Below are 11,892 nucleotides of genomic sequence, written 5' to 3'. Positions count from 1 at the left end.
TAGTTGGCCCTGCGCATGCGCGCGGGTCGTGGAGTTGGAGATGCGTAACCCCAACTGGCGCTGGCGCCAAAATCGGTTTGGCGGGTGGAGTGGGATTCGAACCCACGGAACGGTTCCCCGTTCGCCAGTTTTCAAGACTGGAGCCTTAAACCACTCGGCCATCCACCCAGGTGCCGGCGCGTGTCGCATCGTCGCGGATGAGACCGCGCCTGCCGGCCCGAGCCCGATGCCGGAGAACCGTCGGCCGTTCAAGAGCCGTCGCGCCTTGCCGCGCCAGCCTGGAACCCCGATGTTGGGATCGTCGCGGCCGCCGCGCGCTTTGAGTGTGGGTTTATGAAGAAGATCGGTTTCCTGTCCTTCGGCCATTGGTCGCCGTCGCAACAATCGGCGACGCGGTCGGCGCAAGACGTGCTGCTGCAGTCGATCGATCTGGCGATTGCGGCGGAGGAACTCGGCGCGGACGGCGCCTACTTCCGCGTGCACCATTTCGCGCGGCAACTCGCCTCGCCCTTTCCGCTTCTCGCGGCCGTCGGTGCACGGACGCGGCGGATCGAGATCGGCACGGGCGTCATCGACATGCGCTACGAAAATCCGTTCTACATGGCCGAGGACGCAGGTGCCGCTGATCTGATCGCCGGTTCCCGCCTGCAGCTCGGCATCAGCCGTGGGTCGCCCGAGCAGGTGATCGATGGCTGGCGCTATTTCGGCTATGCGCCCGCGCCGGGAGAGACCGATGCGGATATGGGACGCCGACATGCCGAGGTTTTTCTTCAGATCCTCGGCGGCAAGGGTTTCGCGCAACCGAATCCGCGACCGATGTTCGCCAATCCACCGGGGCTGTTGCGTATCGAGCCCCATTCGGAGGGATTGCGCGACCGCATCTGGTGGGGGTCGGCGTCGGACGCGACCGCCGTATGGGCGGCCCGCCAGGGGATGAATTTGCAAAGCTCGACGCTCAAGGCCGACGAAACGGGCGAGCCGTTCCATGTCCAGCAGGCACGGCAGATCCGCGCCTATCGGGAAGCCTGGCAGGCGGCAGGGCATAAGCGCGCGCCGCGCGTGTCGGTCTCCCGATCCATCTTCCCGCTCGTGACGGATCAGGATCGCCAGTATTTCGGTGCCGACGGAACGCGCGATCAGATCGGCGTCATCGACGACATGCGCGCTATCTTCGGCCGCTCCTACGCGGACGAGCCCGACCGCCTCGTCGACCAGCTCCGTGGTGACGAGGCCATCGCCGAAGCCGACACGCTGTTGCTGACCGTGCCGAACCAGCTGGGCGTCACATACAACGCCCATGTGATCGAGGCCATCCTGACCCACGTCGCGCCATCGCTCGGCTGGCGCTAGGACGGGAATCGGACGGTGAGAATGCCGCATAAACAACAAAGGGGGCGCGAAGCCCCCTTTGCGTAACCGTCAGGTCGCCGACGCGCGTCTTGGGAACCCCGCCGCGCGACCTTCGACGATCTCAGTTGCTGTCGCTGCTGTCGGCAACGATGATGATGCCCGCAACCACGGCCGCCGCGGCGATGACCGCCACGATGATGCCGCCGCCGGCGAGATCGTTCTTCTTGGCCGAGGTCGAGCCGGTGCGGACCGACTTGGCAACCGAGAGGCTGGCAGCCGGGTTGGCGGGCGCCGCAGCGGCCGGGGCAACCGCGAGCGTAGCCGCCGCAAGCGCCATCAGAGTCTTGGAAACCATAATACTCCCCTTCGATGGTGAGATCGCTCCATCGCAGATTCGAAACCAATTTCAAGGCCCGATGGCGAACAGAACCTATATAATCCGACAAGACGTGCCAGTCTTGAGAGCAAAGCGGTGCAAAAGTAAAACTCGAACGGTTGCAGATAAAGACGAGATCACGTCCTACGGTGCGTTTCGTCAACCGGCGACAGCGACAATTTCGTCGAGCGTCACGGACGTTACACCAAGCCGCGCAAGGTGGCTCAACATATCGTCCCACCATCGCCAGAACCGGCGCAAGTCCGCCGTATCCCGCACATAAGGGGTATGGCCAGGGACGAGCGAGGGCGAGTGAAAGGAGAAGGCCAGCAGCGGGATACCGGAATCGAGCGCGATCGAGACAGCATCACGCGCCGCGCGAATCGGCATGTCTTCAGGGGTCAGGGCGATTCGTTCGAGCAGCCGCACGCGCGCAAGCATGGCCGGAAGCAATGGCAGCCCGCCCGCGGCGACGTGCAGCCACGGCCCCCAGCGCCGCAATCCCCCGGTGAAGACGGTTGTCAGCGGCAGCTCGATCATGCCGTCGCGACGAAAGGCGTCGTTCCCCAGCGCGCTGAAATTCGGGCCGCCCAAGGAAGAATAGTCGTAGCGGGCGCGCACCGACGTATCGATGCGATATCCCCGTTCCGCGAGCAAGGAGAGCGTGTTGGGTCCGATCCCATAGCGTCCGGCGCGATAGGCGATCGGCCGTCGCGCCAGCCCGTCGTACAAAAGGGTGGTGATGGCGTCGATCTTCGCGGCCTCCACGTGCCGGGGAAGCGTTCCGGCGAAACTGTCGCCAACCGTCGGCGCCACAAAGGGTGGCGTGACCCAGGGATGGAGCTGCGCGCCGAGCGAACAGGCGGGATCCGCAAGGATCCGACGCAGCAGTTCGACCGCCTCGGGATCGGCGGCGACCGGGTGATCGACCATGCATGCCAGACCGGCGCCAGCCTCCGCGAAACGACGATGCGCTGCCGGCAGCGCCTTCATCGCGCTAACCGAGCGCGCGGTGCGATCCAGCGGACGCGACCAGTCGAACTCCTCTTCGACATCGACGAACAGGACGAACCGTCGACCAAAGTCATCCGGCCACCGCACCAGAGCATCAGCGACAGGCGGAGGAACCCGGTACGACGAGCGCGGCGTCGTGGTCACGATCAGGGGGTCGCCTGCTCCATGCGCGCATGAACGACGGCCGGCAGCCGCAAAGTCAAGAGGTGTTCCCCGAAAGTCAGCGAACCGCCCATTTCCCGCGCGAGGTTTCGTGCGAGCCGGAGGCCGAACCCGACGCCCAGCAGCGCACCGGCGGCGTCGCCGCCATCACCTTCCTCGTCGAGGGTCAGCAGCGCATCTTCCACCTTGCCCGTTCCGAGCGCGATCGGACGGGCGAAGCACAGAGCCACCTCCCCGTCCGGCGCAGGCGCTTCCGCGATGTCGATCCGCTCGCCCGGGCTCGCCGACGCGGCGAGTGAAGCCAGCAGTCGGGACAGCAGCCGTTCCGCCGCCCGCTCGTCGATCGCGGCGATCTGATCCGCCGCCACGGGATGGATGTCGAACCCCGTCCGTCGCGACGAGGCAAGCGCCGCCAGATCATCGACGACGCGATCGATCAACGCCCCCAGGTCGACGGGTTCCGACCGCAGATCCAGCGATCGCCCCTCGATGCGCGCGGCGGTATCGAGGTCCTCGATCGCTGCGATCAGGCGCATCGCCTCTTCCTGGATCGTCGAGGCATGCCCCCGATAGACCTCGCTGACCGGACCCAGCAATTGTGCCTCGATAAGCTCCGCGAAGCCCGCGATCGCATTGGCGGGGGTGCGCAGCTCATGGACGAGCTGTCGGAGGGACTCGGAAACCGCCCGGCGGGCTTGCGGCGTCGCATCCTCGTGGCTGCGCGGCCGACGGCCAATGCCGACATACCCCGTGAAGCGTCCCGTCGCCGCATCGAATTGCGGCGCGGCCGCGACCCGCCAGGCCCCCGCCGCGTCGGACAGGCCAAATATATCAAGCCGGGCGGCGTTGAAGCGCTGGCGTTGACGGAACGCGCCGGCGATCACTGCGTCGACGGCAACCAGTCCCTGCGGCACCGCCCGCGCGAGGGACACGCCGAGCAGCGGTCCGCGCGCGACACCATCCACTGCCCTGATCACGCCGCTGGCGTCCGTTTCGAAGCGAAAGCTCGATGCGATGACGGGCGTAGGGGCGGCGGGTTCCGCCTCGTCCCGCTGCCGCTGGAAGGCGTCGATCCGCGCCACCACATCGGCGATATGGAATCCGCCATCGGGTGCGGGGGTGAGATCGATGGCGGGCTGTTCCTCGTCTTGCGCTGACGGTGGTTCGGCGACCGGCGGCGCCGATGCCGGCCGGAAGGCCGCGATCGGGACGACCGAGGCGACCTTCTCGATCTCGCGCGCGGGCGGCGCCCCGTCCGCATCCGATGCGATCGCAACTGATGCGGTGGCATCGGACGCGGTGGCATCCGGCAGGACGAAATCGACCGGCGCGTATGCTTCCAGTCCACGGACCACGTCGCCTGGCAGGTCGCGTCGATGGCGCAGGATCGCCCGCGCTTCGGGCCGGAGCATGGACAGTATCGGCAGCCACGCCTCCGCCGGCAGCTGCGCCGTCCGCAGGACGGGCGCAGACACCGAAAGATCGTCGAGCGCGAACAGGCGGACCAGCGCCGCGGGGGGCTGGGCGAACGCCAGGGCACGACCGCTGGCCGCCCGCACTTCGATGGGCACGGCGGTGCGCAATGCCGTCAACCGTGCGATCGCCGCGGGATCGGGGGCGACGCGCCCGCGACCGATCAGGTCGACGAGCTGCCGCCACGCCGACTGCGCGCCGAAGCCGCTTTCCATATCGCCGGAAAGCACGGTCTTGAGGCTGTCATCGAAACGCAAGCGGCGGCTACTCCTGCGTACCACGGCCGATGGTGACGCGCCCTCGTCCTACCCCCATGGATTCGCTGTGGGAACTGCCAATTACGCGCCGTCGCATAGTGGGACAATTGCGTTGCGCCGTAATATTATTATGTTTACAGGCGGCGCCAGCCGATCCTCGGCGCGAAATGGGAGAGTTCAACGCAATGTCCTTCGATCGGATCGATCGGCAGATCCTGGCGCATCTCCAGGCCGACGGCAGGATGACCAATGTCGAACTCGCCGAGCGCGTCGGGCTCACGGCGCCGCCCTGCCTCCGCCGCGTGCGCGCGCTCGAGGAAGCGGGGGTCATCCGCGGCTATCACGCGGACCTGGACCCCGCCAGCCTGGGATTTCCGATCACCGTCTTCGCGATGGTCTCGCTGCGCAGCCAGGCCGAGCATGATCTCGCCGCGTTCGAGGCGCATGTCGCGGGCATCCCCGAAGTCCGCGAATGCCACATGCTGAACGGCGAGATCGATTTCATCCTCAAGATCGTCGCCGCCGACCTCAAGAGCTTCCAGGAAATCCTGACCACGCACCTGACGCCCGCACCGAATGTCGCGAGCGTCAAGACGTCGTTGACCATCCGTACGGCGAAGGCGGTGTCGGGTATTCCGGTCTCCGCCGACTGAGCCGTCCCGCCTTGGGTCGCGGCATCAGGGCGCGCGATCGGCCGGTGGCGTGACATGGCCCCCGCATGCCGCAGGGGCCCATGCCGCGACAAAGGCGCCCGAAGGGCCCCCTCGCCCTACTTTCTGTACGTGACCTTCTTCACCGCGGCGACGACCTTGTCGGCGTTGATCAGCGCCTTCTTCTCCAGGTTCGCGGCATAGGGCAGCGGCACGTCCTCGTCGGTCACGCGCAGCACCGGCGCGTCGAGGTCGTCGAAGCCCTCCTCCATGACGAACGCGGCGATCTCGGACGCGATCGAACAGGTGGGCCAGCCTTCCTCGACCACCACGATGCGGTTGGTCTTGGCGAGGCTCTTGAGCACCGTCTGCTTGTCGAGCGGGCGGAGCGTGCGCAGGTCGATGACCTCCGCGTCGATCCCCTCGCCGGCCAGCGTCTCGGCCGCCTCGAGCGCGATGCCCACGCCGATCGAGTAGCTGACGAGCGTGACGTCCTTGCCCGGCTTCATGATGCGCGCCTTGCCGATCGGGAGGACGTAATCGTCCATCTTCGGCACCTCGAACGAACGGCCGTACATCAGCTCGTTCTCGAGGAAGACGACCGGGTCTTCGGAGCGGATCGCCGCCTTGAGCAACCCCTTGGCGTCCGCCGCGTCATAGGGCGCGATGACGATCAGGCCGGGCACGCTGGCGTACCAGGGGCCATAATTCTGCGAATGCTGCGCACCGACGCGGCTCGCCGCGCCGTTGGGGCCGCGGAACACGATCGGGCAGCGCATCTGGCCACCGGACATGTAGTTGGTCTTGGCGGCCGAGTTGATGATGTGGTCGATCGCCTGCATCGCGAAGTTGAACGTCATGAACTCGACGATCGGGCGCAGACCGCCCATCGCCGCGCCCGTGCCGACGCCCGCGAAGCCATATTCGGTGATCGGCGTATCGATGACGCGGCGATCGCCGAACTCGTCCAGCAGCCCCTGCGTGACCTTGTACGCGCCCTGATATTGCGCGACTTCCTCACCCATCACGAAGACGCGATCGTCGGCGCGCATCTCCTCGGCCATGGCGTCGCGCAGCGCCTCGCGAACGGTGAGCTTCACCATCTCCGTCCCTTCCGGGATCGCCGGATCGGTGCGGCCCTCGTGCGCGGCGGCCTCGAACAGCTGGCGCGCGCCAGTGTCGACCTTCTCCTGCGCGGGATGCGCCGAATCTTCGACCGTATCGACCGTCTTGCCGCTTTCGTCCGCCGTCGCGTCGCCCTTCGGGCGGTCGTCCTTGGTCGCGGCGTGCGCGGCGGCCGCATCGGCGGCGCTCTCGCCGTCCTCGAGCAGGGTCGCGATCACCGTGCCGACCTTCACATTGTCGGTACCTTCCGCGACGACGAGCTTGCCGATCGTGCCTTCGTCGACCGCCTCGAATTCCATCGTCGCCTTGTCGGTCTCGATCTCGGCCATGATGTCGCCCGACTTGACGACGTCACCTTCCTTGACGAGCCACTTGGCCAGCGTGCCTTCCTCCATGGTCGGCGACAGCGCGGGCATCTTGATCTCGATCGCCATCTCAGTAGCTCTCCACCAGCACGTCGGTATACAATTCACCCGCTTCGGGCTCGGGCGTGCTTTCGGCGAAATCGGCGGCTTCGTTCACGACCTTGCGGATCTCCTGTTCGATGGACTTGAGGTCGGCCTCGCCGACGCCATGGCCCTCGAGCAGCTTCTTGACGTGCTCGATGGGGTCGGACTTGTCGCGCACCGCCTGCACTTCCTCGCGGCTGCGATATTTGGCGGGGTCGGACATGGAATGGCCGCGATAGCGATAGGTCTTCATCTCGAGGATGACCGGCCCCTTGCCCGCGCGCACCCAGGCGAGCGCCTCCTCGGCGGCACCGCGGCAGGCGAGCACGTCCATGCCATCGACCTGGATGCCCGGGATGCGGAAACTCTCGCCGCGGCGATACAGCTGGTCCTCGCTGCTGGCGCGGTTGACCGACGTGCCCATGGCATATTGGTTGTTCTCGATCACGAAGATGATCGGGAGCTTCCAAAGCTCCGCCATGTTGAAGCTCTCGTACACCTGGCCCTGATTGGCCGCGCCGTCGCCGAAATAGGCGAGGCAGACGCCGCCGTCGGCGCTGTACTTGTGCTTGAACGCAAGGCCGGTGCCGAGGCTGACCTGCGCGCCGACGATGCCGTGGCCGCCGTAGAACTTATGCTCGGTCGAGAACATGTGCATCGACCCGCCCTTGCCCTTCGAGATGCCCGCGGCGCGACCGGTGAGCTCGGCCATGATGATCTTCGGATCGATGCCATAGGCCAGCATGTGACCGTGGTCGCGATAGCCGGTGATCACCGAATCCGTATCGCCGTTCAGCGCGGACTGCAGCCCGACCGCGACGGCCTCCTGGCCGATGTACAGGTGGCAGAAGCCGCCGATGAAGCCGAGTCCGTAGAGCTGTCCCGCCTTTTCCTCGAAACGGCGGATCAGCAGCATCTGCTTGTAGAAGTCGAGCAGCTGGTCCTTGTTCGCCTCGAACGGCTTGGGTTCGGCGGGCCGCTCGCGATTGCTCAGCGGCGGTTCGGCGGGACGAGCGGCAGGCGATTTGGCCACGTAATACCTCGACGGTCCTGGGGAAGAATGTGCGAGCGCCTATAGGCCGGGTTTCGTCGGAACATCAATTCCCTGCCGCAACATGGCCGCGACGTAGCGTCGGGCGCACGTCGCAACCACGGCTCCCGCCACAATTTACCCGCTTTTGCGCAATCTTGTTACGCGAAACGCGCACAGTTTACGTCCGGCCCGCCTCACCGATCATGGCGCCCCCGTCTTGCACGAGCTGATCGAGAGACCCCTCGCACCGCTGGGGGCGCAGGAACGCCACAACGACATCCACCAGGGACCGGCCCGCTGTCGCGGTCGATAGCGCAAGTTTGTTGCCCTTTGCCCCCGCGCGCGCCAAACCGCAGCAAAGATGAGCACATCCGTCCACCCGTTCCGCATCGGCAACTTCCGCGCCTATTGGCTTTCCCGCCTGTCGGGCACGATCGCGCAGACCGCGCTGGCCATCGTGATCGGCTGGCAGGTCTATGGTCTCGCCCGCGAGACGATGGACATCCGGCAGGCCGCGTTCCTGCTGGGCATGATCGGCGCCGCGCAGTTCGTGCCCCTGTTCCTGCTGACCCCCGTCACCGGGCTGGTCGCCGACAGCGTCGATCGGCGCTGGATTGTGCGCGCGACGACCGCGCTGATCGCCGCGACCGCGGGCGCGCTCGGCGTGCTGACCTGGGCGGGCGCGCTGACGCTTCCGGCGCTGTTCGTCGCCGCGGTCCTGATCGGAATCGTGCGCGCCTTCACCGGCCCCGCCTATTCGGCGCTCGCCCCGAACCTCGTCCCGCGCGACAGCCTGCCGACCGCGATCGCCATCTCGTCGATCGCCTGGCAGGTCGGCTCGATCGCTGGACCAAGCGTCGGCGGCCTGCTCTATGCCATCCATCCCGATGTCGCCTATGCGACGATCACCGGGCTGTTCGTGCTCGCGCTGGTGACGATGCTGCTGATCGGCAAGGTGCCGCAGCCCCCCGCGCAGAAGGACCGTCGCCCGATCCATCGCATTCTGGACGGCTTCCAATATGTGCGTAACAACCGGCTGGTGCTGGCGACGATCACGCTCGATCTGTTCGTGGTGCTGCTTGCGGGCGCGACCGCGTTGCTGCCGATCTATGCGCGCGACATCCTGCACGTTGGATCGCAGGGGCTGGGACTGCTCGCCGCGGGAATGGGCATCGGCGCGGCGGCGACCGCCGTCTGGTTCTCCGTCCGACCGATGTCGTCCAACGTCGGCGTCAAGATGCTGGCGGCGGTGATCGTCTTCGCGCTGGCGGTGCTGACCTTCGGGCTGTCGACTTGGTTCCCGCTCAGCCTCGGCGCGCTGATCGTCGCGGGCGGCGCGGACATGGTATCGGTCTATGTCCGCCAGTCGCTGATCCAGCTGCACACGCCGGACGCAATGCGGGGACGGGTGAGCGCGGTGTCGCAATTGACCATCTCCGCCTCGAACGAATTGGGTGAGGCGGAGAGCGGGCTGATGGCGTCGCTGCTCGGCCCGGTCGGCGCGGTCGTGTTCGGCGGATGCGCCGCGATCGTCGTCACGCTCGCCTGGTCGCGCCTTTTTCCCGAACTGAAGCAGGCGCGGACCTTCGATCCGCCGGATATGTTACAGGTCGAACCCCAACACGGAGAAGCCAAGCCATGAAGGCCAACACGATCCTGGAGACGATCGGCAACACGCCGCACATCCGCATCCAGCGGCTGTTTCCCAGTTCCGAAGTGTGGATCAAATCGGAGAGGTCGAACCCGGGCGGGTCGATCAAGGACCGTATCGCTCTCGCGATGGTCGAGGCCGCGGAGCGGGACGGCCGGCTGAAACCCGGCGGCACGATTGTCGAGCCGACCAGCGGCAATACCGGGGTCGGCCTGGCGATGGTCGCGGCGGTGAAGGGGTACAAGCTCGTCCTCGTCATGCCCGAGTCGATGTCGCTGGAGCGTCGACGGCTGATGCTCGCCTATGGCGCGACGTTCGACCTCACCCCCCGCGAGAAGGGCATGAAGGGCGCGATCGAACGTGCGCTCGAGATCGTCGATCAGACGCCGGGCGCCTGGATGCCGCAGCAGTTCGAGAACCCCGCCAACATCGACGTCCATGTCCGCACGACGGCGCAGGAGATCCTCAACGATTTCCGCGATTCGCCGATCGACGTGATCATCACCGGCGTCGGCACCGGCGGCCATATCACCGGCGTCGCCGAGACCCTGAAGAAGGAATGGCCCGACCTGAAGGTGTTCGCAGTCGAGCCTGCCGCGTCACCGGTCATCGCCGGGGGCCAGCCCGGCCCGCATCCGATCCAGGGGATCGGCGCAGGCTTCATTCCGGCGAATCTGCACACGCAGGCGATCGACGGGGTGATCGAGGTCGATGCGGCGGTCGCCAAGGACATGGCGCGCCGCGCCGCGCGTGAAGAGGGTCTGCTGGTCGGTATCTCCTCGGGGGCGACGCTGGCGGCGATCCTGCAGAAGCTTCCCGACCTGCCGGACGGCACGCGGGTCCTCGGCTTCAACTACGATACGGGCGAACGCTATCTGTCGGTGCCGGACTTCCTGCCCGAACAGTGACCATGCCCACGAACGATGACGGCGTCCTCGCCGCGGCGGGGACGTCGAAAGGTGCGTCGTCGTCCGGCGATGGCGCCCGCGCCCGCCGGGTCGCCCTTCCCGCTATTCTCGCGGCGACCTCGGCGCTCGCGCTGGCGATCCCCGCCTGGGTGGTGACGCATCCGCCGGCGATCCGCGTCGCGCCGCGGCTTCATGTGAAGCTGCCGCCGCGGCGGATCGTGCCGCCGGCCGAGTTGCCGCCGGTCGAGCCGGTGCGACTGATCGATCTGTCGCCCGACGATGCCCGAGCGTTCAACGCGGACGTTCCCTTCTCGACGGCGCCCAATCCGCCGGCCCGACCGTTCCATTTCGCCGGTGGACCGGACGATCTGGCGCGCGCGACCGACTGTCTGGCGGCCGGGGTATTGTACGAAGCGGGGGACGACGCGCAGGGGGAGCGCGCGGTTGCGCAGGTGGTGCTGAACCGGCTGCGTCATCCAGCCTTTCCGAAGACCGTATGCGGCGTCGTCTTCGAGGGGCAGGACCGCAGCACGGGGTGTCAGTTTACCTTCAGCTGCGACGGTGCCCTGACGCGCTGGAAGCCGGGCGAGGCAGCGTGGAAACGTGCCCGCGGGGTGGCGGCGATGGCGCTGTCCGGATCGGTGTACAAGCCGGTGGGCTATGCGACACATTACCATACCGATTGGGTGGTACCCTATTGGCAGGCGAGCCTCGACAAGATCGCGGCGGTGCACAGCCACCTGTTCTTCCGCTGGAGCGGCTGGTGGGGCACGCCGCCCGCGTTCAATCGCCGCTGGACGGGCGGCGAACCGGTGATCGCGCAGCTGGCGCCCGTTTCGGATGCGCACAAGACCGGGGCGGCACTCGCCGAGGCCAAGGCGGCGCTTGCCGAGGCCGCGGTCGCTTCACCATCGGGCGGCGCCCTCGTTCCGGTGACGGGCACGGGGGACAGTTTCCTCGTCGCCCTTCCCCGCACGATGCTGGCGGAGGATTTCCCGCAGGTCGCCGCGAAAGCGTGCGGCGATCGACCGGTCTGCAAGTTCTCGGGATGGGCCGACGCGGCAAACGTGCCCGCCGCACTGCCGCTCGGCACGGCGCAGGTGGCCAGCATGTCCTTCAGCTATCTGCGCGATCGCGCGGCCGGTATCGAGAAGAGCCTGTGGAACTGCCAGCAGTTCGCGCGGGCCGAAAAATCCCAGTGCATGAAGCAGCAGGTGCTGATGACCGCCGTACCCGCGTCGGTCGCCAGCCCTCCCGCACCGGCCGATGATCATGCTGTCGCCGAGTTGAGCGGCGTGCGACGAAAGGGCGATCCCGCTCCTGCCGCATCCCCCACGGCCCGGCCCCCGGCCAAACCATGAGGTGGCCGGCGCGGGTGCCGCCGTCGCTGACGGCACCCGCGCCTGCGTTTTGGACCGCCGCTCCGCCGATGGGGCGGCGGCGA

At 67.1% G+C, this 11,892-nt stretch carries 10 protein-coding genes and 1 tRNA gene; 5 read left to right on the top strand and 6 right to left on the bottom strand.

From position 1 onward, the window contains the following. Window positions 1-78 precede the first annotated feature (78 nt). Window positions 79-168, bottom strand: a tRNA-Ser gene (locus IQ292_RS08740). Between the two features lie 165 nt (window positions 169-333). On the opposite strand from IQ292_RS08740, the gene IQ292_RS08735 reads away from it, so the two are divergent. Beyond that, window positions 334-1,350, top strand: a complete 1,017-nt coding sequence (locus IQ292_RS08735; protein WP_203309934.1) for an LLM class flavin-dependent oxidoreductase — start codon at window positions 334-336, stop codon at window positions 1,348-1,350. 121 nt (window positions 1,351-1,471) lie between these two features. Here the strand turns inward: IQ292_RS08735 and IQ292_RS08730 are convergent, their stop codons facing one another. From IQ292_RS08730 to IQ292_RS08720, 3 genes are all read right to left on the bottom strand, one after another. Continuing rightward, on the bottom strand, window positions 1,472-1,705 hold the full coding sequence (locus tag IQ292_RS08730) for a hypothetical protein (RefSeq protein WP_203309933.1): 234 nt from the start codon (window positions 1,703-1,705) through the stop codon (window positions 1,472-1,474). Between the two features lie 180 nt (window positions 1,706-1,885). Beyond that, complete coding sequence (locus tag IQ292_RS08725; RefSeq protein WP_338057610.1) at window positions 1,886-2,884, bottom strand: polysaccharide deacetylase family protein; 999 nt, start codon at window positions 2,882-2,884, stop codon at window positions 1,886-1,888. A 2-nt stretch (window positions 2,885-2,886) separates the two neighbouring features. After that, window positions 2,887-4,632, bottom strand: a complete 1,746-nt coding sequence (locus IQ292_RS08720) for a sensor histidine kinase (RefSeq protein WP_238940931.1) — start codon at window positions 4,630-4,632, stop codon at window positions 2,887-2,889. Between the two features lie 185 nt (window positions 4,633-4,817). Between IQ292_RS08720 and IQ292_RS08715 the strand changes: the two genes are divergently transcribed. Further along, on the top strand, window positions 4,818-5,285 hold the full coding sequence (locus tag IQ292_RS08715) for an Lrp/AsnC family transcriptional regulator (protein ID WP_203309932.1): 468 nt from the start codon (window positions 4,818-4,820) through the stop codon (window positions 5,283-5,285). Between the two features lie 116 nt (window positions 5,286-5,401). On the opposite strand, the gene IQ292_RS08710 is transcribed toward IQ292_RS08715, so the two are convergent. Next, a complete protein-coding gene (locus IQ292_RS08710; RefSeq protein ID WP_203309931.1) occupies window positions 5,402-6,841 on the bottom strand; it encodes a pyruvate dehydrogenase complex E1 component subunit beta in 1,440 nt (479 codons plus the stop codon). A gap of 1 nt (window position 6,842) precedes the next feature. Further along, complete coding sequence (gene pdhA / locus IQ292_RS08705; RefSeq protein ID WP_203309930.1) at window positions 6,843-7,889, bottom strand: pyruvate dehydrogenase (acetyl-transferring) E1 component subunit alpha; 1,047 nt, start codon at window positions 7,887-7,889, stop codon at window positions 6,843-6,845. A 361-nt stretch (window positions 7,890-8,250) separates the two neighbouring features. Between pdhA and IQ292_RS08700 the strand changes: the two genes are divergently transcribed. Genes IQ292_RS08700 through IQ292_RS08690 form a run of 3 tightly spaced genes read left to right on the top strand, consistent with a single transcriptional unit; the run spans window position 8,251 to window position 11,809 of the window. Then, window positions 8,251-9,531 carry an MFS transporter gene (locus IQ292_RS08700; protein WP_203309929.1) on the top strand — a complete coding sequence of 427 codons (1,281 nt, stop codon included), beginning with the start codon at window positions 8,251-8,253 and terminating at the stop codon, window positions 9,529-9,531. Then, entirely contained in the window at window positions 9,528-10,448 is a 921-nt protein-coding gene (cysK, locus tag IQ292_RS08695) for a cysteine synthase A (protein WP_203309928.1), read from the top strand. Before IQ292_RS08700 ends, cysK begins: the two co-directional genes overlap by 4 nt. 2 nt (window positions 10,449-10,450) lie before the next feature. Beyond that, window positions 10,451-11,809, top strand: a complete 1,359-nt coding sequence (locus IQ292_RS08690) for a cell wall hydrolase (RefSeq protein ID WP_203309927.1) — start codon at window positions 10,451-10,453, stop codon at window positions 11,807-11,809. Window positions 11,810-11,892 lie beyond the last annotated feature (83 nt).

This window comes from Sphingomonas beigongshangi, from assembly GCF_016820445.1.
Lineage (GTDB): Bacteria > Pseudomonadota > Alphaproteobacteria > Sphingomonadales > Sphingomonadaceae > Sphingomonas > Sphingomonas beigongshangi.
Note: the sequence above shows the minus strand (reverse complement) of the source record. Positions and strands in the feature narration are given on the sequence as shown.

What these genes read in the sequence shown, in the direction of transcription:
- IQ292_RS08735 (WP_203309934.1), top strand. Translation starts at nt 334, where the DNA reads ATGAAGAAGATCGGTTTCCTGTCCTTCGGCCATTGGTCGCCGTCGCAA.
- IQ292_RS08730 (WP_203309933.1), bottom strand. Translation starts at nt 1,705, where the DNA reads ATGGTTTCCAAGACTCTGATGGCGCTTGCGGCGGCTACGCTCGCGGTT.
- IQ292_RS08715 (WP_203309932.1), top strand. Translation starts at nt 4,818, where the DNA reads ATGTCCTTCGATCGGATCGATCGGCAGATCCTGGCGCATCTCCAGGCC.
- IQ292_RS08710 (WP_203309931.1), bottom strand. Translation starts at nt 6,841, where the DNA reads ATGGCGATCGAGATCAAGATGCCCGCGCTGTCGCCGACCATGGAGGAA.
- IQ292_RS08700 (WP_203309929.1), top strand. Translation starts at nt 8,251, where the DNA reads ATGAGCACATCCGTCCACCCGTTCCGCATCGGCAACTTCCGCGCCTAT.
- cysK (WP_203309928.1), top strand. Translation starts at nt 9,528, where the DNA reads ATGAAGGCCAACACGATCCTGGAGACGATCGGCAACACGCCGCACATC.
- IQ292_RS08690 (WP_203309927.1), top strand. Translation starts at nt 10,451, where the DNA reads ATGCCCACGAACGATGACGGCGTCCTCGCCGCGGCGGGGACGTCGAAA.